The sequence below is a fragment of the Photorhabdus hindustanensis genome (genome assembly GCF_002968995.1).
Taxonomy (GTDB): Bacteria; Pseudomonadota; Gammaproteobacteria; order Enterobacterales; family Enterobacteriaceae; genus Photorhabdus; species Photorhabdus akhurstii.
Window position 1 is genome coordinate 64,196 of the sequence record NZ_PUWT01000016.1, and the last position, 26,125, is coordinate 90,320.

At 38.8% G+C, this 26,125-nt stretch carries 25 protein-coding genes and 1 pseudogene; 12 read left to right on the plus strand and 14 right to left on the minus strand.

Annotated elements, in window-relative coordinates; genetic code table 11:
- Nucleotides 1–221 precede the first annotated feature (221 nt).
- Nucleotides 222–1,805, plus strand: a complete 1,584-nt coding sequence (tyrR, locus tag C6H66_RS06885) for a transcriptional regulator TyrR (protein WP_046396869.1) — start codon at nucleotides 222–224, stop codon at nucleotides 1,803–1,805.
- Nucleotides 1,806–1,847: 42 nt separating this feature from the next.
- Here the strand turns inward: tyrR and tpx are convergent, their stop codons facing one another.
- Nucleotides 1,848–2,351, minus strand: a complete 504-nt coding sequence (gene tpx, locus C6H66_RS06890) for a thiol peroxidase (protein WP_105395172.1) — start codon at nucleotides 2,349–2,351, stop codon at nucleotides 1,848–1,850.
- 173 nt (nucleotides 2,352–2,524) lie between these two features.
- Here tpx and C6H66_RS06895 point away from each other — a divergent pair, with 173 nt between their 5' ends.
- Together C6H66_RS06895 and zntB are read left to right on the plus strand one after the other, a co-directional pair.
- Nucleotides 2,525–4,147, plus strand: coding sequence for a peptide ABC transporter substrate-binding protein (locus tag C6H66_RS06895; protein WP_105395197.1), 1,623 nt, complete (start codon nucleotides 2,525–2,527; stop codon nucleotides 4,145–4,147).
- A 16-nt stretch (nucleotides 4,148–4,163) separates the two neighbouring features.
- Nucleotides 4,164–5,147 carry a zinc transporter ZntB gene (zntB, locus tag C6H66_RS06900; RefSeq protein WP_036805490.1) on the plus strand — a complete coding sequence of 328 codons (984 nt, stop codon included), beginning with the start codon at nucleotides 4,164–4,166 and terminating at the stop codon, nucleotides 5,145–5,147.
- A 496-nt stretch (nucleotides 5,148–5,643) separates the two neighbouring features.
- Here zntB and ttcA read toward each other — a convergent pair whose 3' ends face one another.
- The 8 genes from ttcA to C6H66_RS06955 form a co-directional block, all read right to left on the minus strand.
- The gene (gene ttcA, locus C6H66_RS06910; RefSeq protein WP_181150154.1) at nucleotides 5,644–6,573 is read right to left on the minus strand and encodes a tRNA 2-thiocytidine(32) synthetase TtcA; all 930 of its coding nucleotides are present in this window, start codon (nucleotides 6,571–6,573) and stop codon (nucleotides 5,644–5,646) included.
- A 694-nt stretch (nucleotides 6,574–7,267) separates the two neighbouring features.
- Nucleotides 7,268–7,678, minus strand: coding sequence for a hypothetical protein (locus C6H66_RS06915; protein WP_105395175.1), 411 nt, complete (start codon nucleotides 7,676–7,678; stop codon nucleotides 7,268–7,270).
- Nucleotides 7,679–8,965: 1,287 nt separating this feature from the next.
- Entirely contained in the window at nucleotides 8,966–9,385 is a 420-nt protein-coding gene (locus tag C6H66_RS06925) for a hypothetical protein (protein WP_105395198.1), read from the minus strand.
- A 28-nt stretch (nucleotides 9,386–9,413) separates the two neighbouring features.
- On the minus strand, nucleotides 9,414–9,821 hold the full coding sequence (locus tag C6H66_RS06930; protein ID WP_105395177.1) for a hypothetical protein: 408 nt from the start codon (nucleotides 9,819–9,821) through the stop codon (nucleotides 9,414–9,416).
- 29 nt (nucleotides 9,822–9,850) lie between these two features.
- On the minus strand, nucleotides 9,851–10,255 hold the full coding sequence (locus C6H66_RS06935) for a hypothetical protein (protein WP_105395178.1): 405 nt from the start codon (nucleotides 10,253–10,255) through the stop codon (nucleotides 9,851–9,853).
- 60 nt (nucleotides 10,256–10,315) lie between these two features.
- Complete coding sequence (locus C6H66_RS06940) at nucleotides 10,316–10,723, minus strand: hypothetical protein (protein ID WP_105395179.1); 408 nt, start codon at nucleotides 10,721–10,723, stop codon at nucleotides 10,316–10,318.
- Between the two features lie 570 nt (nucleotides 10,724–11,293).
- Nucleotides 11,294–11,698 (minus strand): hypothetical protein, encoded by a 405-nt coding sequence (locus C6H66_RS06950; protein WP_105395181.1) that lies wholly within the window; start codon nucleotides 11,696–11,698, stop codon nucleotides 11,294–11,296.
- A gap of 2 nt (nucleotides 11,699–11,700) precedes the next feature.
- Entirely contained in the window at nucleotides 11,701–12,591 is an 891-nt protein-coding gene (locus C6H66_RS06955) for a hypothetical protein (RefSeq protein ID WP_146111027.1), read from the minus strand.
- Nucleotides 12,592–13,083: 492 nt separating this feature from the next.
- Between C6H66_RS06955 and C6H66_RS06960 the strand changes: the two are divergent.
- The 3 genes and pseudogenes from C6H66_RS06960 (at nucleotide 13,084) to C6H66_RS06970 (ending at nucleotide 14,870) form a co-directional block, all read left to right on the plus strand.
- Nucleotides 13,084–13,564: pseudogene (locus C6H66_RS06960) on the plus strand (Hcp family type VI secretion system effector).
- A gap of 602 nt (nucleotides 13,565–14,166) precedes the next feature.
- Complete coding sequence (locus tag C6H66_RS06965; protein ID WP_036780782.1) at nucleotides 14,167–14,499, plus strand: DMT family transporter; 333 nt, start codon at nucleotides 14,167–14,169, stop codon at nucleotides 14,497–14,499.
- A gap of 53 nt (nucleotides 14,500–14,552) precedes the next feature.
- A complete protein-coding gene (locus tag C6H66_RS06970) occupies nucleotides 14,553–14,870 on the plus strand; it encodes a putative hemolysin (RefSeq protein ID WP_181150153.1) in 318 nt (105 codons plus the stop codon).
- Between the two features lie 120 nt (nucleotides 14,871–14,990).
- Here the strand turns inward: C6H66_RS06970 and dsbB are convergent, their stop codons facing one another.
- On the minus strand, nucleotides 14,991–15,500 hold the full coding sequence (gene dsbB, locus C6H66_RS06975) for a disulfide bond formation protein DsbB (protein WP_065391543.1): 510 nt from the start codon (nucleotides 15,498–15,500) through the stop codon (nucleotides 14,991–14,993).
- Nucleotides 15,501–15,678: 178 nt separating this feature from the next.
- Entirely contained in the window at nucleotides 15,679–17,226 is a 1,548-nt protein-coding gene (gene nhaB / locus C6H66_RS06980) for a sodium/proton antiporter NhaB (protein ID WP_046396854.1), read from the minus strand.
- Between the two features lie 222 nt (nucleotides 17,227–17,448).
- Between nhaB and fadR the strand changes: the two genes are divergently transcribed.
- The 4 genes from fadR (at nucleotide 17,449) to C6H66_RS07000 (ending at nucleotide 22,101) form a co-directional block, all read left to right on the plus strand.
- Complete coding sequence (gene fadR, locus C6H66_RS06985; RefSeq protein WP_046396853.1) at nucleotides 17,449–18,177, plus strand: fatty acid metabolism transcriptional regulator FadR; 729 nt, start codon at nucleotides 17,449–17,451, stop codon at nucleotides 18,175–18,177.
- Nucleotides 18,178–18,686: 509 nt separating this feature from the next.
- On the plus strand, nucleotides 18,687–19,997 hold the full coding sequence (locus tag C6H66_RS06990; RefSeq protein ID WP_105395183.1) for a D-amino acid dehydrogenase: 1,311 nt from the start codon (nucleotides 18,687–18,689) through the stop codon (nucleotides 19,995–19,997).
- A 6-nt stretch (nucleotides 19,998–20,003) separates the two neighbouring features.
- The gene (gene dadX, locus C6H66_RS06995; protein ID WP_105395184.1) at nucleotides 20,004–21,086 is read left to right on the plus strand and encodes a catabolic alanine racemase DadX; all 1,083 of its coding nucleotides are present in this window, start codon (nucleotides 20,004–20,006) and stop codon (nucleotides 21,084–21,086) included.
- A 262-nt stretch (nucleotides 21,087–21,348) separates the two neighbouring features.
- Entirely contained in the window at nucleotides 21,349–22,101 is a 753-nt protein-coding gene (locus C6H66_RS07000) for a MipA/OmpV family protein (RefSeq protein ID WP_046396850.1), read from the plus strand.
- Between the two features lie 80 nt (nucleotides 22,102–22,181).
- Here C6H66_RS07000 and C6H66_RS07005 read toward each other — a convergent pair whose 3' ends face one another.
- Both C6H66_RS07005 and gapA read right to left on the minus strand, forming a co-directional pair.
- Entirely contained in the window at nucleotides 22,182–23,060 is an 879-nt protein-coding gene (locus C6H66_RS07005; protein WP_105395185.1) for a D-hexose-6-phosphate mutarotase, read from the minus strand.
- A 125-nt stretch (nucleotides 23,061–23,185) separates the two neighbouring features.
- Nucleotides 23,186–24,181: a glyceraldehyde-3-phosphate dehydrogenase gene (gene gapA, locus C6H66_RS07010; protein ID WP_065391550.1), complete on the minus strand. Its 996-nt coding sequence runs from the start codon at nucleotides 24,179–24,181 to the stop codon at nucleotides 23,186–23,188.
- Between the two features lie 468 nt (nucleotides 24,182–24,649).
- Between gapA and msrB the strand changes: the two genes are divergently transcribed.
- Entirely contained in the window at nucleotides 24,650–25,060 is a 411-nt protein-coding gene (gene msrB, locus C6H66_RS07015) for a peptide-methionine (R)-S-oxide reductase MsrB (protein ID WP_046397475.1), read from the plus strand.
- A gap of 82 nt (nucleotides 25,061–25,142) precedes the next feature.
- Nucleotides 25,143–25,412 carry a YeaC family protein gene (locus tag C6H66_RS07020; protein WP_036805531.1) on the plus strand — a complete coding sequence of 90 codons (270 nt, stop codon included), beginning with the start codon at nucleotides 25,143–25,145 and terminating at the stop codon, nucleotides 25,410–25,412.
- Nucleotides 25,413–25,474: 62 nt separating this feature from the next.
- Here the strand turns inward: C6H66_RS07020 and pncA are convergent, their stop codons facing one another.
- Nucleotides 25,475–26,113 (minus strand): bifunctional nicotinamidase/pyrazinamidase, encoded by a 639-nt coding sequence (gene pncA / locus C6H66_RS07025; protein WP_105395186.1) that lies wholly within the window; start codon nucleotides 26,111–26,113, stop codon nucleotides 25,475–25,477.
- Nucleotides 26,114–26,125: the final 12 nt, after the last annotated feature.

Genomic DNA, 26,125 nt, shown 5'->3' on the forward strand with positions numbered 1-26,125 from the left:
TATCCAGATAACAAAAACGTTTTACGTTATTTTATTAATCTGCCTTATAATCAATTGTAGAATTTGTTTATTTTAGTGAAAGTTTCAAATGCTATGTTATTTACGACATTGAAAAAACCGGAGTCTGGTCAATTTTTACTGACAGAATGCTTCATATGAATAATCGTAGAGAGTAGTATTTTAAAAAATTATATGTATTAGTGTAAATAAGGTCAAAACAGATGCGCTTAGAAGTTATTTGCCATGATCGAATTGGGCTTACCCGTGAATTACTCGATCTACTGGTATTAGAGAATATTGATTTAAAAGGGATAGAAATATCCCAAATCGGCCGGATTTACCTTAATTTTTCACCTGTTGATTTCAATGTATTTCGTAAATTGATGGCGGAAATTCGCCGTATTAACGGTGTTATTGATGTTCGTACCGTCTCTTTTATGCCTTCGGAACGAGAACACAAAGCGATGTGCGCACTGTTGGAGTCCTTGCCTGAGCCTGTTTTTTCAGTTGATCTGAAAGGAAATATTGAGCTTGCTAACTCTGCGGTGTTTAAGTTGTTTGGTGTGAGTGAGGAACAAACTTATCAAAAGCCTATCGGACAGTTTATCAGCGGTTATAACTTTTCACGCTGGTTTGAAAATAAAAATGTCCAACAACGAGTGGAAAGGATAACTCTCAAGGGTTTGGACTACCTGATGGATATTACGCCCATCCAACTGATGGATGAAAAGCAGAAAATGCAGTGTGTTGGCACGGTGATTATGCTCAAATCTGCTGCTCGAATAGGGAATCAATTGAAAAAACTGGCTGTCAATGACGGGAGTGAGTTTAAGAAAATTATCTCTGTTAGCCCAAAAATGACTCAAATTATTGAACAGGCTCGTAAAATGGCGATGCTGGATGCGCCATTGCTGCTAATTGGCGAGACAGGAACGGGCAAAGATATTCTGGCAAAAGCCTGTCATTTGCACAGCTTACGCGGAAAGCAACCCTTCTTGGGGTTGAACTGCGCATCGATGCCGGATGATGTAGTAGAAAGTGAGCTGTTTGGCTATGCTGCCGGCGCTTATCCTAATGCGATTGAAGGAAAGAAAGGTTTCTTCGAACAGGCTAATGGCGGCACTGTTTTACTGGATGAAATTGGTGAAATGTCGCCACAGATGCAAATTAAGCTCCTGCGTTTTCTGAATGATGGGACTTTTCGCCGAGTAGGGGAAGAAAACGAAGTCAAAGTGAATGTCAGGGTTATCTGTGCTACGCAAAAAAATCTGGTTGAATTAGTCCAACGGGGGGAATTTCGCGAAGATCTCTATTATCGCCTTAATGTGTTGGCGATTACACTTCCGCCGTTGCGTGATCGTAAAACGGATATTATGCCGCTGGTGGAGTATTTTATTGAGCGTTTTGCTGAAGAACAGGGGGTATTGAAGCCTAAACTGTCCCCGGAACTTCCCCATTTCCTGACCAGTTACAGTTGGCCCGGTAACGTAAGGCAGTTACAAAATTCCATCTATCGGGCATTGACTCAGCTCGAAAATATGGAGCTGACGCCGCGGGATATACAACTACCGGAGTTTGAAACAGAGGTGTCTTTTAGTGAAGATGTGTTCAACGGTTCTCTGGATGAAATCAGTAAACGTTTTGAACGTTCAGTATTGACGCGTCTTTATCGGCACTACCCAAGCACGCGTAAACTGGCTAAACGTCTTGGGGTATCGCATACTGCGATTGCTAATAAACTGAGAGAATATGGCCTGAGTAGCAGGAAACATGCTACTGAATATGAACCGGATGATGACGAGTAAATTAATGCCCACCGGAAGTGGGCATTATATAAATCACGGGATCTATTTCAGTACAGCCAGTGCGCTATCGTAATCTGGCTCATTAGTGATTTCATCCACCAGTTGGCTATAAATCACGTTATCGTTTTCATCAAGCACAATGACAGCACGGGCTGTGAGACCACTTAGAGGGCTGTTGCTGATGGCAACGCCATAATCTTCACTGAAAGTACTGCCACGCAGGGTAGAGAGCGTGACGACATTTGATAACCCTTCCGCGCCACAGAAACGGGACTGAGCAAAAGGCAGATCGGCGGAAATGCACAGAACGACAGTATTTTCCAAATCATTCGCTGCCTGATTGAATTTACGTACTGATGCCGCGCAAACACCGGTATCGATACTTGGGAAAATATTCAGCACCTTACGCTTTCCGGCATAGTGGCTAAGAGAGACATCGGAGAGATCTTTGGCTGTCAGAGTAAAATCTTGCGCTTTTTCCCCTGATTTTGGGAACTGGCCGCTTACGGAGATATCATTGCCTTGAAATTTTACTGTTTGTGTCATCGTTTTCTTCCTCTGATAAATGAACCACGATTGCCCAGTGTAGAAGAATATTCGGCTCTTGCCCATCAAAAATAGTACTTGTGAGAGTAAAATTGTCTGATTGTGTCATTTCGACAATGGCTTATAATTTAACAACGGAATATTTATTTTATAACAGGGCAGATTATTACCTTATGCGTTATTTCAATCTGATTTCTTGTGCACTACTTATCAAGAGTTCTCTTATCACTGTTTCTGCTTTTGCTGCGGAGGTTCCTCCGGGCACTCAGCTTAATGACAAACAGGAACTGGTGCGTCACCTAAAGGACGAACCGGCGTCTTTAGACCCGATTAATGCCGTGGGCCTGACAGAAGCGCAAGTTCAGCGTGATCTGTTTGAAGGGTTGGTGAATCAGGATGCGTATGGAAAGGCCATTCCCGGCGTCGCAACAGCGTGGAAAACCGTGGACAACAAAACTTGGTTTTTTACATTGCGTTCTGATGCCCGTTGGTCAAATGGCGAACCGGTTACTGCGACAGATTTTGTGTATAGTTGGCAGCGGTTGGTCACTCCGGCTAACACCTCTTCTTTTGCTTGGTTTACCGCACTCGCGGGTATTGAAAATGCTCAGGAAATTATTGACGGCAAACTGTCGCCGACAAAACTGGGTGTTGAGGCTATTGATAAGCACACATTAAAAGTGATGTTAAACCGGCCAGTGCCTTATTTTCCCAACCTGACGGCGAATTTCAGTCTCTATCCGGTAAATAAGAAAATAGTAGAGAAATATGGGAAAGAGTGGATCAAGGTTGATCATTTGGTGGGAAATGGCGCTTTCAAATTACATGATCGAATTGTTAATGAAAAAATCGTTTTGACACCAAACCCTTATTATTGGGAGCATAAAAAAACCGTCCTAACCAAAGTCACATTTGTACCCATTAATCAGGAATCACACGCGACTAAACGCTATCTGGCGGATGATTTGGATATCACCGAATCCTTCCCAAAAAATATGTATAAAAAATTGCAGCATGAATTACCCGGGCAAGTCTATACGCCGGATCAGTTAGGAACCTATTATTACGCTTTTAACACCCAACGCGCGCCCACTAATGATGTCAGAGTGCGTAAAGCGCTTTCTATGGCAATTGACCGTAAAGTCATTGCGGAAAAAGTTCTGGGGACAGGAGAAAAACCAGCCTGGCATTTTACGCCGGATGTGACGGCGGGTTTTCATCCTGCGCTCAGTGACATGGAACAACATACACAGGCAGAACTGGACCAACAGGCTAAGGTTTTATTACAAGCGGCTGGTTACGGGCCGAACAATCCATTGAAACTTTCTCTGCTCTATAATAATTCCGAAAACCACCAGAAAATTGCGATTGCTATTGCCTCTATGTGGAAGAAAAAACTGGGGGTGCAAGTGAGTTTGATGAATCAGGAATGGAAAACTTATATTGATAGCCGTAATACGGGTAATTTTGATGTTATTCGTGCATCTTGGGTGGGTGATTATAACGAACCCTCTACATTTCTAAGCCTGTTAACGTCAACGCATAGTGGCAATATTGCTAAATTCCATCAGGCAAATTATGACAAACTGCTACAATCTGCTAGCTTGCGAACAGATGACGGCTTAAGAAACGATGACTATAACAAAGCGGAGCAAATGATTGCTGAACAGGCGCCTATCGCGCCGATTTATCAATACACTAACGGCAGATTGATAAAACCTTGGTTAAAAGGATACCCGATCACCAATCCAGAAGACGTGGCATATAGTCACACTATGTACATAATTAAGCACTAAGGGTAAGGAGCTGGATGTGGAAACCATTTATGGTTCATCATTGCAAGAGGCTGATGCAGTCTATGCTTGTCAGTTTGATGGTCAAGGCGGTATGACGCCGATTGATATGAATGGATTAGCCACACCAGCTCAACCTTTCTGGCAACATCTGGATTACCACAATCCCAAAAGTTATCGCTGGATAATGGACACTGATTTGTTGCCGGAAACAGTCAAAAAGGGGCTGGCCGGAGAGAGTTTTAGGCCGAAAATAGTTCGTACCGGAGATGGTACGATGATTACGCTGCGAACAATTAATAGCAATAAAAGTGAACGTCCCGATCAACTGGTCACGTTCCGTATTTATATTAATTCTGAAATTATCGTTTCCAGTCGCCATCGTAAAGTTCATTCACTTGAACAGGTACTGAGTGATTTACAGAATGGAATAGGCGCGAAAACGACCGGGCACTGGTTGGTTGAAATGGCTGATGCAATAACCGATGAAGTGGGTAATTTTATTGAAGATCTGCATGACAACCTTATTGAGCTTGAGAATATGATTCTTGAGCAACGGATACCGGGGCGGGGTGGATTAGCTTTACTGCGCAAACAATTGATTATTCTGCGCCGTTATATGGCGCCTCAAAGAGATGTATTTGCTCGTCTCGCCAATGAAAGATTACTCTGGATGAGTGATGAAGATCGTCATCGAATGCAGGAAATATCTGACCGCTTGGGAAGGGAATTGGATGATTTGGATGGTTGTATTGCTCGCACAGCGATTATTTCAGATGAAATTACATCCATGATGGCGGATGCGATGAACCGTCGTACTTATACTATGTCATTATTTGCCATGATTTTTTTACCGACAACATTCCTGACTGGATTATTTGGTGTCAACCTTGGCGGTATTCCTGGTAATGAAAACCATCTGGGTTTTAGTATTTTTTGTTTGCTGTTATTGGGATTGATTATATTTGTTGCCTGGTGGTTAAAAAGAAGTAAATGGCTATGAAAATTAAATAGTTATACCCTAAGGATTTCAAGATGCATCGCGACGGCAAGGGAGTGAATCCCCGGGAGCATAGGTAACTATGTGACCGGGGTGAGCGAGTGCAGCCAACAAAGAGGCAACTTGAAAGATAACGGGTATATTTGGAGAGATGAAACACGGCTGCAAGAAAGTGTTACAAAAATCGGTTCTTAATTTGAGATATATCAATATTCACCAAGCCTCATTGAGGCATGATAACTCTCGCAGGTGAAAACAACGTTAAGCGATGAACGTTGTTCTCCGTAATTGTAGTTTTTCTCACATAAGTCTTTATACAGAATAATTGCCCATTCTTGTGCCGATGTTAATTTCTAATGTCGGCTTTTTTTTTATTTTTCATTTTTGTGGAGGAAAATAAATAAAAATCAAGGCGAAAGAGAAGAGGAAATTAACGCTCTGAGATATATCCAGAGCGGTATGATTAAGATCCTGCTATTGGGATAGGCAGTAAGAATAGCTATTTGACTTCAATAACATCCAGTCGTTCTGATTGATAATCGGGTTGATCTTCTATATCACTGACGAGTTGTATGGGTAATTCTTCGCGGTCAAAAGCGAGATCGCCACCATCAATCACTTCGCTGTCGTGAGTGATATTTTTAAAATCGAATAGATTAAAATCGCTGAGATGTGATGGAACGACATTTTGTACCGCACGAAACATGGTTTCAATTCTGCCGGGATAACGCTTATCCCATTCCCGTAACATATCCTTGATAACCTGACGTTGCAGATTGGGTTGTGAACCACAGAGATTACAAGGAATGATCGGGAATGCTTTAGCGGTTGCATAGCGTTCAATATCTTTCTCGCGGCAATAGGCGAGAGGGCGAATAACAACATGTTTACCATCATCGCTCATTAACTTTGGCGGCATACCTTTTAGTTTGCCGCCATAAAACATGTTGAGAAATAAGGTTTGCAAAATATCATCACGGTGATGGCCTAATGCAATTTTCGTGGCGCCCAACTCAGTGGCTGTACGATATAAGATGCCACGGCGCAGGCGGGAGCAGAGAGAACAAGTTGTTTTACCTTCGGGTATCTTCTCTTTCACTATGCCATAAGTGTTTTCTTCGACAATTTTATATTCGACACCCAGTTCATCCAGATAAGCGGGCAGGATATGCTCAGGAAAACCGGGTTGTTTCTGATCCAGATTAACTGCGACAAGTGAGAAATTAACCGGAGCGCTTTTTTGCAGATTTTGCAGGATGGACAGCAGGGTATAGCTGTCTTTACCACCAGAAAGGCAGACCATAATGCGATCGCCTTCCTCAATCATATTGAAATCAGCGATTGCCTGACCGACATCACGGCGTAAACGTTTCTGTAATTTGTTCAGGTTATATTGTTGTTTCTGATCCACCACGGACGCTCTGTAAATAATGTTTAAATGGGATTTAGGCGGTGGAGTATACCATTTTTGTTACCTTAACACCTTAAAGAGTTTGTGATAGCTTCCGCCCGTTTTTACCTGTTAATGCGGATGAATTGACAGTTTTTTCTGTATGGGAGATGAGGATTGCCTATATTCTAGATGCTAAACGTCATTAAACCTTCACCATTGTTAATGATAGCGGATGCTAACACGTGAAAAACTGGAACTGACATTTGATGTTTATTGAGCCTCTTAAATAGATTTAACACGATGAATAATGTTTTTGAATTAAGGTTATTATTGTTGATATGAGAATCAATGCTGCACCTATATAAGTGGTAATGATACATATTTTCATCCAATGAGTTAAACTGGAGGGTGGATTTTTAATAAAGTAATAAAATTCTTGGTGCATATATTTACTATCAGGCTGATTTGTCTTCATTCTTTTTTCGATTAACAGCATGTAGAATAACAAAATGACGTAAATCTGATCACGCATCCTTCCGAAGCGTTTTATCGTTATTCCTATTGGTAAATAAAACCCTTCTTCTATATATAATTAAATTATTTTATCTTTTTTTATTTATTTTGCAAATGGCTATAAATATAATCATAAAAATAGATAATGAAATATGAAAAATAAATAAAATGATGTGTTTTACTCTGCTATTATTAATGTTAAATATAAATTTATAGTCTATTTGATGTATTTGAAATATAAAACAAATATCATTCCGATAGAGAAAGATAATATACTGATGGATGTGGTTAAAATATAGGGTTTTAACCAACTTGTCATATTTTTCGGTAATCTCTGGATAAAGTCGTAGGACTCTTTATACATATATTTACTATCCTTTTCATTGATTCTCATTCTTTTTCCAATGAGTAATTGGTAAAAAAACATAGCAACTTGAAATTGACCATAAACACCCAAAAAACGGCCCAACTTTACTCCTGCTGATAAGTAAAGTCCTTTTCCTATATATGATTCAATAATTTCATCCATCTTACTCTGATTTATTTTGTAAATAATGATTGATACAACTAAAAAAACAATAAATAAAATATAAAGGATAGTCATAATGATAAGAGTTAATCTGTTCATGTTAATTTCCTGTTTGTGTTTTAATCAATAAGGTGTGTTTTATGTATTCGTTAAATACTTGTATAACAAGAGAATTAGACAGCTTAAAATGAATAAGAATATAGAGAAAGAGAACAAATAATAATAGATAATCATTATTGATGCAAGTTTTTTAGGTATATTCTTTGCGAACTCATATGCTTCTTGTGGGATGGAATTACCTATAAAAGCACGAGATATTATAGTTTTTTTTTCTAGTTATTATCTGGTAGAGGAAACATGATAGATAATAACTCCCATAGAAGCCAGAAAACGATATTACATATATGATTTGTGGTATAAGAAACCCATTTTTTATATATTCGTCTTTGATTTTCGTGAAGGATTTTTTATTTATTCCATAAAAAATGAATAAAGATAGCAACAAAAACATACTAACTAAAAATAAAGAAATCATGATAAATTTAACTGTATTAATTAAGATGTTCATGTTATTCACTTACTATTTTATCAATTAAAAAATATCCTGCTTTACTTCCGGCAACTCCACCTACTACACTACCGACAGCTACGCATATCCATTTAGCACAATTAATAATATTTTTGAATTAAGATTATTATTGTTGATATGAGAAAAAATGCTGTACCTATATAAGTGATAATGGTACATATTTTCATCCAATGCGTTAAACTGGAGGGTAGATTTTGAATAAAGTTATAAGATTCTTGGTGCATATATTTACTATCAGGCTGATTTATCTTCATTTTTTTTCCAGTTAACAGCCTGTAGAAGAACAAAACGACGTGAATCTGATCACGCATCCTTCCGAAGCGTTGTATTATTATGCCTGTTGGTAAATAAAGTCCTTCTTCTATATATAATTCAATAATTTTATCCATCTTTTTTTGGTTTATTTTGTAAATGGCTATTGATATAACCAAAAATAAAAGAGATAAGAAAAAACATATGGTCATTACCAAATCCAATATGCACATATTTAATTTCCTATAAAAAATCTACAGTAAATTCCGCAGCTTTCTCAAATCCATAGTTACCTATAGTCTTCCTGGCTACGTGTTCTTCTAAAAAAGTCTTAATTAAAAAACGGTAAGATATATTTATCATATGTAAGAAATACTATTCCAATAGCGAAAGATAATAAACTGATTAAGAGATAATAACAACAAGAGGAATTATTCTGTGCATATTCATCTCCAAAAAATACTCAATAGCAGATTTATCCATTACATTATCCATTTTTATTCTTAATGTGATCTCCAAATTTTAGTGCGTATTTTGAGTTGAATTCAGTTAAAAATATAAGAGTATTTATGACATAAAGCCGTTACTGTTGATATAAAGAAGGATATAAAACTTATATTAATGGTGATGAAATATATTTTTATCCAGTGGGTCAAATTGGAGGGTAAGTTTTGAATGAAATCATAGGATTCTTGGGGCATATATTTACTACCAGGCTCATTTATCCTTATTCTTTTCCCTGTTAATAATTTATAGAAAAATACGGCAGGATGAATCTGACCATGAACACCTATAGAATGACCAATGTATGCTGCTGTTGATAAGTAAAAACCTTTTTCCATATATAATTCAATAATTTCATCCATCTTTTTTTGATTTATTTTGTAAATGGCTATTGATATAATGAGAAAAAGATTGAAAGAGATATAAGAAATAACCAAGATGATGAAAGTGATTCTGTTCATATAAAAGCCCATTGAGTATTCAGTATAATTAAGCGTATTTTTCAAATAGGTATATTGCCATTGATATAGATAAGGATACAAGGCTTATATTGATAGTGATGAAATATATTTTTATCCAGTGGGTCAAATTGGAGGGTAAGTTTTGAATGAAATCATAAGATTCTTGTGGCATATATTTACTACCAGGCTCATTTATCCTTATTCTTTTTCCTGTTAATAACTTATAGAAAAATACGGCAGGATGAATCTGACCATGAATACCCATAGAATGACCAATGTATGCTGCTGTTGATAAGCAAAAACCTTTTTCCATATATAAATCAATAATTTTATCCATCTTTTTTTGATTTATTTTGTAAATGACTATTGATATAATGAGAAAAAGGTTGAAAAAGATATAAGAAATAACCAAGATGATAAAAGTTATTCTATTCATATTAAAGTCCCATTGAATGTCCAGTATAGTTAATAATATTCTCTAAATAGAAATGTTATCATTGTTATGAAGAAAAATGCACCACTTATATTAAAGGTGATGAAATATATTTTTATCCAGTGAGTTAAGCTGGAGGGTAGGTTTTGAATAAAGTTATAAGATTCTTGATACATATATTTGCTATCCTTTTCATTGATTCTCATTCTTTTACCAGTGAGTAGCATATAGAAAAATACCGCAACCTGATACTGACCATAAACACCCAAAAAACGGCCCAGCTTTACGCCTGCTGATAAATAAAGTCCTTTCCCTATATATGATTCAATAATTTTATCCATTTTACTTTGATTTATCTTGTAAATAGTTATTGATATAATAAAAAATAAGAAGAGAAAAATAACGGAAATGATGGTTATTAGGTCTAATATACTCATAACAAATTCTCTATAAAAATCTCATAGTCTTCTATAATCCATTGCACATTGCATCGCCAGCTAAGCGTATTTTTCAAATAAGAACATTGCCATTGATATAAAGAGGAATATTCCACCTATATTGATGGTAATGAAATATATTTTTATCCAATGGGTTAAATTGGAGGGTAAACTTTGAATAAAGTTGTAAGACTCTTGGTACATATATTTACTATCAGGTCTATTTATCCTAATTCTTTTTCCAGTTAACAACATGTAGAAAAACATAGCAACCTGAAACTGACCATAAACACCTAGGAAACGACCAATATTTACGCCTGTTGATAAACAAAGCCCTCTCCCTATATATAATTCAATAATTTCATCCATCTTATTCTGATTTATTTTGTAAATAATGATTGATACAACTAAAAAAACAAGAAATAAAATGTAAAGGATAGTCATAATGATAAGAGTTAATCTGTTCATGTTAATTTCCTATTTGTGTTTTAATCAATAGGGTGTGTTTTATGTATGCGTTAGGTACTTGTATAACAAGAGAAGCAGACAGCTTAAGATGAATAAAAATATAGAGGCGGAAAATAAATAATAATAGATAATCATTATTGATGCAAGTTTTTTAGGTATATTCTTTGCGAACTCATATGCTTCTTGCGGGATGGAGTTACCTATAAAAGCACGAGATATTATAGTCTTTCTTCTAGTTATTATCTGGTGGAGGAAACATGATAGATAATAACTCCCATAGAAGCCAGAAAACGATATTACATATATAATTTGTGGTATAAAAAAAACCATTTTGTATATATTCATCTCTGATTTCAATGAAGGATTTTTTATTTGTTCCATAAAAAACGAATAAAGATAGCAACAAAAACATACTAACTAAAAATAAAGAAAGCATGATAAAGTTAACTGTATTAATTAAGATATTCATGTTATTCACTTACTATTTTATCGATTAAAAAATTTTCTTCTGTGCTTCCGGCAGCTCCACCTACTACACTACCGACAGCTACGCATATCCATTTAGCACAATTAATAATATTTTTGAATTAAGATTATTATTGTTGACATTAGAGCAAATGCTGCACTTATATAAGTGGTAATGATACATGTTTTCATCCAATGCGTTAAACTGGAGGGTAGATTTTGAATAAAGTAATAAGATTCTTGGTGCATATATTTACTATCAGGCTGATTTATCTTCATTTTTTTTCCGATTAACAACATGTAGAAGAACAAAACGACGTGAATCTGATCACGCATCCTTCCGAAGCGTTTTATTATTATGCCTGTTGGTAAATAAAGTCCTTCTTCTATATATAATTCAATAATTTTATCCATCTTTTTTTGATTTATTTTATAAATGGCTATTGATATAATCAAAAATAAAAGAGATAAGAAAAGACATATTGTCATTATCAAATCCAATATGTTCATAGTTAATTTCCTATAAAAAAATCTACAACGAATTCAGCAGCCTTTTCGCCACTTTTACTACCGATATAACCACTTGCTAAGCCACCCCCTACAATGCAAATTCCAGCAACTAGTCCCCCAGTTGTAGCACCAAGAGCAACACATGCTGCATCTGCGGTAATTCCACCAATATATGCAAGACCTGCTCCTATTCCTGTCCTGCCAGCAAATTTACTATATTCCTTTATTGCCACTTTTTCACATTTTCCGGTCTGCCCATAATTACAGGCATCAATAACCTGGCCGGTGGTATCGATAAAATCCAGACCAATAGCAACTCGGCCGCCATATTTCATCCATTTAACCATTTTAGCACTGCGGGTGATTATATGACTATATCCCTTTATCGCGCCAATCCCTGCTTTATCCCATTGGTGAGCAATGGCTTTGGTTGATAATTTTAGCGCATGTTTTAAATTAGGATGTTGGTCGATTTTCAAAGAGAGTCGGCCAACTTTATTTAATAATCCCTTTAAGTTACCCATAATCAGTTGTCTTTCTACATAAAACTCGGTACTGATAAATTTTCGGTTTAGCCCATTTAACCGATATTCTTTTTGATAAAGCTTCTGTAACTTTGACAGATTTTTTTTGATTTGGGAGAAATAAGTGTCACCCATTGATGATGCGGTGCCAACTAAGGTTCCTCCCTGATCCAGTACATAGTGAAACAGACCAAAATGACGATGCAAAAATGCTGCGGATTCACCAGGCAGAGCTGAAACGGATTGGTTGACTTCATACTGAGATTGTTTCAATAGCTGTATGAGATGTGGGGGATTATAGGAATCTGGATCTGCCACCAGCAGAATTTGTCCCGGTTTCAGGAATCGGTAATTTGAATTTAATTCCATAAAATAGCGGGCCGCTTCGCTATTTGAATGGCTGAATAACAGACTTGCTTGAAAGCTCAATCCTCCGGGTTGCTGTACGACACAGAAACCGGGTTGTATGTTTCTTTTCATATACCCTATTTGTTCCGCTAGTGGCTTCTTAACATGCTGGTTCAACGTTTAGATGACGTCACTTAATCAGATAATCGGATTATCTTCAACATATAGTAAACGGGTCTATAATCTCTACAGAGTGAGAATTCATAGGGGGTTAGGTGATGTATAAATTCAATCTGATGCTGTCCGTTGATATTGATTAATTTACGGTTTTTTCTATACTAAAGGATAGCAATAGTGTAATAAGTTCGTTTGTATATTTTGCCTGACTACAAGCCCTCAATATTTACATTTATATAAGATAACTAACGATTCATTACAATTCTCTTCTTGAAATCAAAGGAAAATAATTCAGAATGCGAACTCGAACATAAGGTAAACTAAGTAGGTAAAGCTATGGCAAATATGATTTATGTGACGATAAAAGGTGAATCTCAGGGGCTTATTTCTCAAGGATGTTCAACTTTGGATTCTATTGGTAATCGGTATCAGAATGGACATGAAAATCAAATTATGGTGTTGCAATTTAATCATGGTCTGACTGTCGCTCAACATGTCAATTACCAGCCGGTAAACTTCATTAAACTATTAGATAAATCTTCTCCATTGCTCATGATCGCGGCAGCTAATCGTGAAAAACTGGAATTGACGTTTGATATTTATCGGACTTCTCAAATAGGTTCACAGGAACTTTTTTTATTCCATTTTGCTCACTGGAGCAAAGATTTGCGATTTAAATGTTAATTATCCGCATGTTATTAATGATAATAACGGCCAGCCGGAGGAAGTTGTTTCAGTTCAGTATGTTAATATTACTTGTCGACATCATATGGCGGGAACATCAGGATATTGTATCTGGGATGAGATGGTTTATTGATAAATGCAGCTTATACGCTTAGTTTTCATTTAATAGCTAAGCGTATTTTTAATAGTAAATACATTGCCATTGATATCAAGAATAATATAAGGCTTATATTAATGGTGATGAAATATGTTATTGTCCAGTGAATTGCTGTACGATACAGGAACTGGGTTGAATGTTTCTTTTCTTTGCTCCGGTAGTCGTTTTTAACATGTTGACTCAACGTTAGGCAACATAACTTTCTTATCGTTTCATCACCACCATTGCTTAATAAAATGATAAGATTATTTTTAGTTTATAAATGTACACGTTTTTAATTCTACCGCGCTATGTTTTCTTAGCAATCCTAAAGGGTGTCGTGCGAATGATTCTGATCTAAATCTCAAAGCTGGAACCTATCGTTAGCACTTTTCCATATTCTCTGTAAAATCTCTCCAGCGATTTTCCTGCCTGAGCGGTGCCTCTTAAGCGGGGAGTAAATAAGGCTTGAATTGGATTTAAGGAACGAAATATATCAATTTTGTTACGTTACACCTTAAAGGGTTTGTGATAAATTCAATCCGTTTTTGTCTATTAATATTGGTCGATTTGTTGTTTCTACTATAGCGAGTAAGGATATGAATGGATTTGCATATTTAGCAATGGCAATTGTTGCCGAAGTTATCGCAACGGCTTCATTAAAAGCCTCCGATGGGTTTAGTAAATTATTCCCCTCTATACTGGTCATTGTTGGATACGGCATTGCTTTCTGGGGGTTATCCCAGGTGGTTAAAGTGGTGCCATTAGGAATTGCTTACGCCATATGGTCTGGCTTGGGTATTGTGCTGGTTTCTGTTGCCGCGATATTCTTATATCAGCAGAAGTTGGATTGGGCGGCTATTTTAGGTATGTCTCTTATTGTCGCCGGTGTCATGGTAATAAACCTGCTTTCTAACACCAGTGCGCATTAATTAACAATTAACGGTGCTTCTGTTTTCCCTGAATCGTTTTCTGGAGAAGAGATATGTTAAACGTCAGTAATAAGAAAGGATGCCGGACACTCTTATTAGGAGTACTCTTTGGTATTGCTGTATTAACGGGTTGTAGTAGCCAGACAGGGAAAACAGCTACCCAATATCAGAGGATACAATATTCTCAACCGGGAAATTCTCAGTCGGAAGTGGCTCTTAGAGATAATGCCAGAGCAATCTGTTCTTATGCAGGGGGTATACCGGCGTTAGCAATACAATTAGATGGTGCGCAAATACCTGTTTGCCAGTTGGCAAATGGTAAGCGTTGTGATGAAAGGGCGTTATTGCAAGGTTCCTGTGCATCAATTTGAGGCAATTGATATTGAGCAGGAACATGCCGTTCGGGTATCCGGTTATAGGCAGCCTTAGGCATGATTCTGCGAGTATATTTGATTCATCAGACAATGATTGTTAGCTGTCTGAGTGGGAAATTATTTACGGCTGAAAAATTGGCTAATTAATACTAATGCAGCAACAATCAAATAAGCCGCAAAAATACCGACCAGCCATTGTGGCATCTCTAATGTCAGGAATTGCCACTGTCTTACTGAACAATCACCTGTAGCTTCAAATACAGAAGGAAGCCATTGATTTAGCGCCAGCCATGAAGGGAAGTTGACGAAGAAATCACAGGTATTAAATGGCGAAGGGTGCAACAGCATCATGGTATGTTCCCATGCGAGTCGCAGGCCGCTCCAGGCACTGTAGATCCACAAAACAATAGCCAGCCAGCGTAACGGCGTTTTTGGTGCGATCATACCCAATACCCCGGCGCCTAACACACCAAACAGCGCAACCCGCTCATAAATACACATCACGCAGGGCTGTAATTTCATCATATGTTGAAAATATAATGCCGAACCTTCCAGTATCAGGGCAGTCAAGGTCATTAACAGCCATGCGCTTCGTCCTTGAGAACAGTGGTTTAAAAATCGCATCATTTCCGTTTTTCCATGCAGATTAAGATAAACAATTGAACGCTTATTTTGCCGATTTACAGGTAACAAAAAAAGTCAATTAAGGTAAATTTGGTTTTTTCGGAGAAAAAACTAAAACCGTATTGCGTGTAGTCACTGTGCAATACGGCTTTGATTATGTTACGAAATAAATTGTTGCTGATTATGGCAAGGCAATTAAGCCCCATTGAACCATCATGTCAGTGACCGGAATTAATAGAAATTCTACGCACAGCAAACCGACCAAAGTCATCACGATAGTGTAGGGTAATGCCATCATCACCATGCGACCGTAAGACAAACGAATTAACGGCGATAATGCCGAAGTCAACAGGAACAGAAATGCCGCTTGCCCGTTCGGTGTGGCAACGGAAGGTAGGTTAGTGCCGGTATTAATGGCGACAGCCAGATATTCAAATTGTTTATGTGAAATTAACCCCTCTTGCATAGCAGCCCTCGCTTCGTTGATATAAACCGTACCAACGAATACGTTATCTGATACTGATGAGAGCAGGCCGTTGAACAGATAGAATAGAGAAAGTTGAGAAGTTTCAGAAACCTGTAATACGAACTGAATAAATGGCGTAAAGAGTTGCTGATCAACGATGACTGCAACGATAGAAAAGAATACAGTCAGTAATGCCGTGAATGGCAGCGCCTCTTCAAATGCTTTACCCAGTGCATGTTCTTCGGTAATTCCACAGAACGACGTGGTTAGAATAATGACTGAAAGGCCGATTAGGCCAACCTCTGCCAAATGAAATGCCAGCGCAACAATGAGCCATATACCAATCAGCGCTTGAGTAATAAGTTGCGCTTTTTCTTTACGAGTGCGTTTTGCGCTGGTTTTCTTGTCGTAATCTTCCAATACCTGCCGGACGCGTTCTGGCAATTCTGCGCCATAACCGAACAGTTTAAAGTGTTCGACCAAAAAACAGACTAACAGCCCGCAAATAAAGACAGGTAAGGTAATCGGAGCCATGCGAATAAAGAAGGTGACAAAATCCCAATTAACGTTTTTGGCGATAATCAGATTTTGTGGTTCTCCTACCATTGTCATCACGCCGCCGAGGGCAGTACCTAAACCGGCATGCATCATCAGACTGCGCAAAAAAGCACGAAATTGTTCAAGCGTTTGTTTCTTTTTTGCTGTGTCAATGTGATTGTCATGTTTAGAATTAATGACATCATGTTGATCGGTAATAAAGTTGTTGTAAATGGAATAGAAGCCAAGGGAAACACTAATAACCACTGCAATAACTGTCAGCGCGTCAAGAAATGCTGACAGAAATGCACTAGCCAGACAGAATGCTAAAGCAAGCATGCGCTTAGATTTTATGGAGAGCAGGAGTTTAGTGAAAGCGAATAATAGTAATTGCTTCATAAAGTAAATTCCTGCCACCATAAATATCAGCAACAGTACAACTTCCAAATTATTAGCAATTTCATGACCCACTTGTTGAGGCGAGGTCATGCCGATGATGACCGCTTCAATTGCCAATAAGCCACCCGGTTGTAACGGGTAACATTTAAGTGCCATTGCTAACGTAAAGATGAATTCAATAACAAGCAGCCAGCCTGCGACGAATGGGTTAATAAAGAAGAATATCAATGGGTTGGTGATGAGAAAAGTGATGATAGCTAGCTTATACCAATCTGGCGAGTTGCCGAGAAAGTTTTTTACCGCCGTTTTTAGGATACTGGTTTCCATTGCAATTAAAGTTCCTCTAAATTCGTAAGATCGTGTTCTTTAAACAATAGTACGCTTTAATACAGAATATTTTAAGGGAAATGAGTCATAGTTAAGCATGAGTACGCTTGTTTTTATGACCGCCTTTACGCTTTCTAGACTACATAGCTATATTGAAGTTGCGTATTCTGATATAATTTCATCTATTATTAGTTGAAAAAATCACGTTGGAATAACAAAAATATGGTCATTAAGGCTCAAAGTCCCGCAGGTTTTGCGGAAGAGTATATTATTGAGAGTATATGGAACGGCCGTTTTCCTCCTGGTTCCATTCTTCCGGCAGAACGTGAATTATCTGAGTTAATTGGTGTAACAAGGACCACCCTGCGTGAAGTATTGCAGCGTTTGGCACGCGATGGATGGTTAACTATTCAGCATGGCAAACCAACAAAAGTGAATAACTTTTGGGAAACATCGGGTCTTAATATTTTAGAGACTCTGGCCCGTCTTGATCACGATCGTGTTCCTGAGTTGATTGATAACCTACTGGCGGTGAGAACGAATATCGCGGCGATATTTATTCGCACGGCTTTTAGGCATAATCCGGGTAAGTCATTGGAAGTATTGGCAGAAAAAGAGAATGTGGAAGATAATTCAGAATCATTTAGCTCGCTGGATTATGATATTTTCCGTGGTTTGGCTTTTGCTTCCGGTAATCCAATTTATGGCCTGATTATCAATGGGTTGAGAGGGCTATATACCCGTGTGGGGCGTTATTACTTCTCTAATCCTGAAGCGCGTAAATTGGCGCTGAATTTTTATCAGCAACTGGTGATATTATGCCGCGATAAATCCTACGATAAAGTCATGGAATGTGTTCGTAACTATGGTAAAGAGAGTGGCGTCATTTGGCACAGTATGCAAAGTACAATGCCTGGTGATTTATCTGAATTGTCGCTGATATCTCGTTAATATTCTTACTTAATCTCAGGCTTTATCCAATCTATTAGTTTCAAATCAAAATTATTTTGAGTTGGCCCGGTGCAGCATGCTCTGTACCGGGAGTTTTGTTTCTTTCTCACTCAATTTCAAGCCAATCGTTAATGTCTCTATTTTAGAATATTATTCTAAATATTGGGTTTTTATTTGAATTTTTATTTCGATTAATTGATGGTTATTGGTATCTTGTGGTTGTTTAATTGATTCGCTTTTTTTGCCGAAAAACTCAGAATAATGACTTGATATGAAATAATTAGCATGTGATTCATATTGTAATTATTATCTTAATTTTATGATTTTAATATTAATTTTTATAATTTGGTTATGTGTTAATCACAAATAAGACTGTTGCATAAATGTAATCTAATTGTGACCTAAATCATAAATATAGATTATTGACGTGACCGATGATTGTTCTATATTGGTTTTTTATAAACAGCATATTATGCTTGCCTAAAATTTTAAATCATCCGAGGGCTATGATGAAAATCCTTGTTTTAGGTAGTGGTGTGATTGGTGTAACCAGTGCCTGGTATTTGGTACAGCAAGGTCATGAAGTCACTGTCATTGATCGCCAGGGAAGCGCTGCTGAGGAAACCAGCGCGGCTAATGCCGGGCAGATCTCGCCGGGATACGCGACCCCGTGGGGAGCGCCGGGTATTCCATTGAAAGCCATTAAATGGATGTTTCAACGCCATGCTCCATTGGCTATTCGTCCTGATGGATCGCTGTTTCAGTTACGCTGGATGTGGCAGATGTTGCGTAATTGCGATGCCAGTCACTATGCGATAAATAAGAGCCGAATGGTGCGACTGGCAGAGTACAGCCGTGATTGTATCAAACAGTTGAGGGCAGATACCGGTATTCAATATGAAGGGCGTCAGAAGGGTACGCTTCAGTTATTCCGTACGAATAAGCAGTTTGATAATGCGGTGAATGACATAGCTGTTCTTGAACAGGAAGGCGTTCCTTACAATTTATTAACGGCGGATAAACTGGCGACAGTAGAGCCAGCGTTAGCGCATGTCGCTCACAAGTTGGCGGGGGGCTTGCAATTACCGAACGACGAAACGGGGGATTGTCAGCTTTTTACCAAAGAGTTGGCAAAAATGGCAGAAGCGGCAGGGGTAACGTTTCTGTTTAATAAACAGGTCAAACAGTTATTGGTGGAAGGGCAGCGGATTACCGGCGTCCAATGCGAAGATGACATTATGACAGCAGACAGCTATGTTGTCGCGATGGGTGCTTATTCCACTGAATTGTTAAAAGATTTTGTCAAAATTCCCGTATATCCACTGAAAGGTTATTCATTAACGATGCCTATTGTCGATGCAGAACGGGCTCCGGTATCTACTGCATTGGATGAAACATACAAAATTGCGATTACCCGGTTTGATAACCGTATTCGTGTGGGCGGAATGGCAGAAGTTGTAGGCTTCAATTTGGATCTGCTTAAAGCACGTTATGAAACATTAAAAATGGTGGTACAAGACCTTTATCCCGGCGGAGGTGATATTACTCAGACCCGTTTTTGGACGGGATTACGCCCAATGACGCCAGATGGCACCCCAATTGTTGGCCCGACTGAATATCACAATCTCTACCTAAATACAGGGCATGGTACATTGGGATGGACAATGGCATGTGGTTCCAGTCAATTACTGGCTGATATTATTTCGGGTAAAAAGCCCGCCATTGCGTCTGATGATTTATCAGTATTTCGTTATGTTAATGGTTTTAATACAAAATTGGCACCATTTAGCCACCAATTACACACTGAACTAAGAGGCTAATAGAATATGCCACGTCCGATTTCGGCAACGATTCATCTTGATGCATTGGGAAATAATCTGGCGATTATTCGTAATAAGGTTGGTAATAGTAAAATCTGGGCTGTTGTTAAAGCAAATGCTTATGGGCATGGTTTGAGTCGCATATGGCAATATCTCGATCAGGCTGATGGATTTGCTTTACTTGATTTTAATGAGGCGATTTTATTACGAGAGCAGGGTTGGCAGGGACCAATTTTGCTATTGGAAGGATTTTTTAAACCTGAAGACTTGTCGATAATTGATGAATATCGGTTAATAACGGTAGTGCATAGTCATTGGCAACTGAAAGCAATAGAGATGGCCAATTTAAGTAAGCCAATCGATATTTATCTCAAACTCAATAGCGGTATGAATCGATTGGGATTTCCTGCGGATCAATATAGAACGGTTTTATCATCGGCAAAGCGTATCCGGCAAATTGGGCAAATAACATTAATGTCACATTTTGCGAATGCGGATAAGGATAATAAGGAGATTAGTGTTGCTGAACAACTTAACGTTATTAATTCGGTCAGTCATGGATTGGATATTTCTCAATGTCTGGCTAATTCAGCCGCTTCTTTGTGGTATCCACAAACTCATCGAGATTGGGTACGTCCCGGGATTGTGCTGTATGGCGCCTCACCGAGTGGAAAGTGGAAAGATATTGCCGATATTGGGTTGAAAGCCGTGATGAGCCTGCAAAGTGAAATTATTGCCATTCAGGATCTCAAAGCAGGAGACAAAATTGGTTATGGTAGTGAATATACAGCACCGGGTCCTATGCGAGTTGGTACAGTTGCCTGTGGCTATGCTGATGGTTATCCCCGTCGTGTAATGACGGGGACGCCGATTATTGTCGATGGTGTTAGGACTCAAGTATTAGGTACAGTATCAATGGATATGTTGTCGGTGGATTTAACGCTTTGTCCGCAGGCCAAAATTGGCAGTCCTGTTGAATTATGGGGGCAAAATTTGCCGGTGGATGATGTGGCCGAGATTTCCGGGACGATTGGCTATGAATTATTGTGTGCATTGGCAAATCGGGTCCCGGTATCTCTATGTCATTAAATACCATGTCGTTAAATACCAGGCAGTGTGTCAAATAGTAGTTAGCGACGGGTATTATTACAGGAAATAAGTTACCGCTCTTGTCAAATTAATATATTTTTGTTTTGTATAATCTGTCTATTTTCGCCAGAAAAATTGGATGGGCAGTAAACATATTGTGCTCTTTAAGAAAAATAGGACATTATTACTTGAAAATGAGGGAAATGATCTCTTACACTTGATATAGCTAATCGCATAATTGTTTTAAAGGAAATAGTTAATCATGATCAACAAAGCTAAAATTTTAGCCACAGTCGTCACTTTTTGTCTGTCTTCATCTTTAGCTTATGCAGGGCAGTGGTCAATTGGCGCTTCTGTTTTGGCTGAGGCATCACCTTATAAAGGTGTGAAGAATAAAGATAAAGTGTTGTTTGTTCCAATGGTTAATTATGAAAGTGACAATTTCTATTTTCATACTTTAGCCGCCGGGTACTATTTGTGGAATCAACCAAAAGATCAGTTATCTTTAGATGTCTATTACTATCCTCAAAGTTTCCGCCCAAAAGATAATGAAGATAAGCAGATGAAAAAGCTGGATCGTCGTGATGATACTATGATGGGCGGTTTTAGCTATCGTCATATTGAAGATTGGGGTACGTTGCGTAGCTCTTTTGCTGCGGATACGTTGAGTAAAAGTAAAGGTGTAAGGATTGACCTGGCTTATTTGTATGAATTTAAAAGTGATGATTGGTCATTACAACCGGGATTAGGCGTGGTTTGGAATAGTAAAAAACAAAATCGTTATGAGTATGGTATCAAAGATAATGAATCGCGCCGTAGCGGACTAGAAAAATATACTCCAGATGATAGTTGGACTCCCTATGTGGAATTATCTGCCAATTATAAATTTAACCAGGAATGGTCTGCATTTATGATGGGACGTGTTGAGCGTTTACCGAGTGAAATTAAAGATAGTCCGATGGTTAATAAGTCATATTCAAGTATTGTTTGGACAGGTGTTACATATAGTTTTTAATTACTCACTGCGATAATATTGGATAGAGACTGAATTCATGGAATAGTATTCAGTCTTTTTAATGTGAATGAGTGAGATATTTACTGGTAATCTTTCCGGCAACGGATCAAAACTGAAATATGGGCTGGACTATCATCTTGAGAGATTAATGGTTTATTGATACGAGCTGTTTCTACACAAACCATATTTTTATAACCTTCATTGCACATATCTTTTATTCCGTTCGATAGTTGGGCGCCGGGATTCCAGCATACAACATCACTGTGATGATAATGGTGAATTTCAATGGTTCGTTTCAGCGATTTATCCCTTATCAGATTAAAATCTTCTGGCTCGGTATAAATATGATCGGTACGACCGTTGAAAATAAGATCCTCTGTTGTTGTGTATTGCTCTTTATCGGCAACCGTATCAATAAAATGTTTACCTAAGCCACTGACTGAAATTTGATTAATATCGCCAATATTCAGATAAGTGTGTAGGGCACAGGTTGCTTGATAATCACCATAGGTTTCCAGTTCCACTTCACAGGTTTCACACAGTTTGAAACGGGCAATCAAAGTAAAATCATAAGGCCACAATTTATGGGTATATTCATTGTTCCTCAGCGTAAAAGTGAGTATGACGCCATTTTCATGTTCATTATGTGCGCTAAATTCCCAGGGAAGAATTCTGGCAAACCCGTGACTTGGCGCTCTTGAGGAACCAAACCAAGGCCAACAAATAGGAATACCACCGCGGATAGCAGTACCTGCTGCAAATATGGTTTTCCTGCTTAACCACAACCCCGGTTCCTCACCACTGGGTTGCCAGGCGATGAGATGTGCTCCTTGCAGACTGATTGCGCCACGAACTTTAGGATGAGAGACGACTATCAGTGGGAAACCATCTATATTTCGTTGACTAATCGCTGGAGAAATTTGTTCTGCGACCGGTAATGAAAAGATTCTGTCGTTCATCCGTATAACCTTGTGAATCAAAGTTGGGCGATGGCATGACCCAAGAATAACGCATGTTGTATACAGATTGAAACAAAAGAGCTGCCGGGGAAGGGCAGCTCTTTTCGGGCAAGGAAGTTACTCAGTTATTTGGCGATGTGAGCAATCAGATCCAGAACTTTGTTAGAGTAACCGGTTTCGTTGTCATACCAGGAAACCAATTTCACAAAGTTGTCGTTCAGAGCGATACCTGCTTTGGCGTCAAATACGGAAGTCAGTTTTTCGCCATTGAAATCGTTGGATACGACGTCATCTTCGGTGTAACCCAGAACGCCTTTCAGTTCACCTTCCGCAGCATCTTTGATTGCATCACAGATTTGTTGATAAGTAGCTGATTGTTCCAGACGTACAGTCAGGTCGACAACTGATACGTTAGGAGTAGGCACGCGGAAAGCCATACCTGTCAGTTTACCGTTCAGTTCAGGGATAACTTTACCAACCGCTTTAGCCGCACCGGTAGATGATGGGATGATATTTTGAGCGGCGCCACGACCACCACGCCAATCTTTCGCAGAAGGACCGTCAACAGTTTTCTGAGTTGCCGTTGTTGCGTGAACAGTGGTCATCAGACCTTCAACAATGCCGAATTTATCATTGATAACTTTAGCCAGCGGGGCCAGACAGTTAGTGGTGCAGGAAGCATTAGAAACGATGTCTTGGCCTGCATAAGTTTTGTGGTTAACACCCATAACAAACATAGGCGTGTCATCTTTGGACGGGCCGGTCAGAACAACTTTTTTCGCACCAGCGGCAATGTGCTTACGTGCGGTTTCGTCAGTCAGGAAGATACCTGTTGCTTCTGCGACAACATCAACACCCACTTCATTCCATTTCAGGTTAGCTGGATCTCTTTCTGCTGTAACGCGGATAGTTTTGCCGTTAACAATCAGGTGGCCGTCTTTTACTTCAACAGTGCCGTTGAAGCGACCGTGAGTTGAATCGTATTTCAGCATGTAAGCCATGTATTCGGCGTCCAGCAAATCGTTGATTGCAACGATTTCGATGTCTGAGCGTTCTTGTGCGGCACGGAAAACAATACGGCCAATACGACCAAAACCGTTGATACCTACTTTGATAGTCATAGTGTTCCACCAGCTATTTTTTAGTGAATTAAAAATTATTACTAAAGTTACCAAAACCTTGCCAGCCGTCAAGCGGAATCGTGTCAATAGCTGAAAAACATTAGCTTTGAGTTCACCATTTAGACGCTTGCCATAGGGTACCGGCAATCGAGCCGCCCATCATTATCAAGGCGTAGACAGATATTGAAAGTTAATTAGTTAGATATGCGAGTCACATCACAAATAGTAGGATATACCCGTCGTCTTTCAAGTTGCCTCTTTGTTGGCCGCACTCACTCACCCCGGTCACATAGTTCTCTATGCTCCCGGGGATTCGCTCCCTTGCCGTCGCGATTCATCTTGAAATCCATAGGGTATAGACAGATTCAGTTAACCACTTAAAATAAATTCCACTGATGTGATGTTAATTTTTTGTTATTATTAATCAATTTTATTGAGAACATGAGTCTTATTATTAAGGTGGTCGTTATGGCTAAGAATCCTGATGTTTCCCTTTGTAAAGAACTTACTGATATTCAGCGTCATGTAACCCAGAATGCCGGGACAGAGCCGCCATTCTCAGGGAAATTGCTGCATAATAAGAAAAGTGGCATGTATCATTGTTTATGTTGCGAGCAGCTGTTATTTATGTCCGATACTAAATTTGATTCTGGTTGTGGCTGGCCGAGTTTTTACCAGCCTGTTACTCATGATGCGGTGAAGTATCTTGATGATAATAGTCACAATATGCACCGTATTGAGGTACGTTGCGGTCATTGCAACGCTCATTTGGGGCATGTGTTCCCTGATGGCCCGCAACCGACAGGAGAACGTTTTTGCATCAACTCGGCTGCATTAAGCTTTACTGATGAAAATACAGGCGAAAAAACAGTAGGTTAATCGTTTTTATGATTGCGGACATAATCTTAATTTACGCAAAAAATCGTTTCAGCTAATTCTGGAAAATAATGAGGAAATATCAATGGAACTGGATGATCTGTTATCTGTAATGACACCAGAAATATATCAACGCTTGGTTCAGGCGGTAGAACTGGGTAAATGGCAGGATGGCGTGCCTCTAACGGTAGAGCAGAAAGAGCATAGTTTGCAAATGATTATGCTATGGCAATCAAGGCATAACCATGATCCGCAACATATGACGATCGGCACTGACGGTCAGTTGGTGATGAAGAGTAAACAAGAACTGAAAGCGATCTTTCAGTCTGAAATGGTGGCGACATTCAAGCCATAATCTTTGGCAAGTAGGTGATGAAAAGGCTGAGTGTGTAAACTCAGCCTGGCCTTGGATTGATATCAGAGGAGAGCGTTTTCTAGTTGATCAAGTTCTATCAATATAGCGCCTTTCTCTTTTATCTCTTTGAATGCTGATTGGCTATCATTTGGGCTGAGGTTAACCCCCCGGCAACCATCAGTAATGACCCAAGTCTCATAACCTAATGCCAGCGCATCCAGCACAGTAAACTTCACGCAATAATCAGTCGCGATACCGATAACAAACAGACATTCAATTTGCTGTGTTTGCAACCAGTCATCAAGCCGGGTTTTACTCAGATGACCGTTGTCAAAGAAAGCACTGTAGCTATCGATCTGTGGATTTTCACCTTTATGGAAAATTTCGAGAATGGCTTGCTTGTTTAGCTGTGGATGGAAATCAGCGCCAGGCTGACCCTGAACACAGTGTACCGGCCACCATACTTGTGGAATACCGTTTAATATACCGATATCACCGATCTGTTGCCCGGAATTTACTGCGAAGCTCATATGTTCAGCCGGATGCCAGTCTTGAGTGGCAATAATGCTGATATTGTGTTTCAGACAAATATCAATTGCCTGATTTGCCGCAACAATGACTTGTTCACTCTCTTCTACGGCTAAAGCGCCGCCGGTACAGAAGTCGTTCTGTAGATCAATAAGTAATAGGGCTGTTTTCATCTTTTTCCTTGA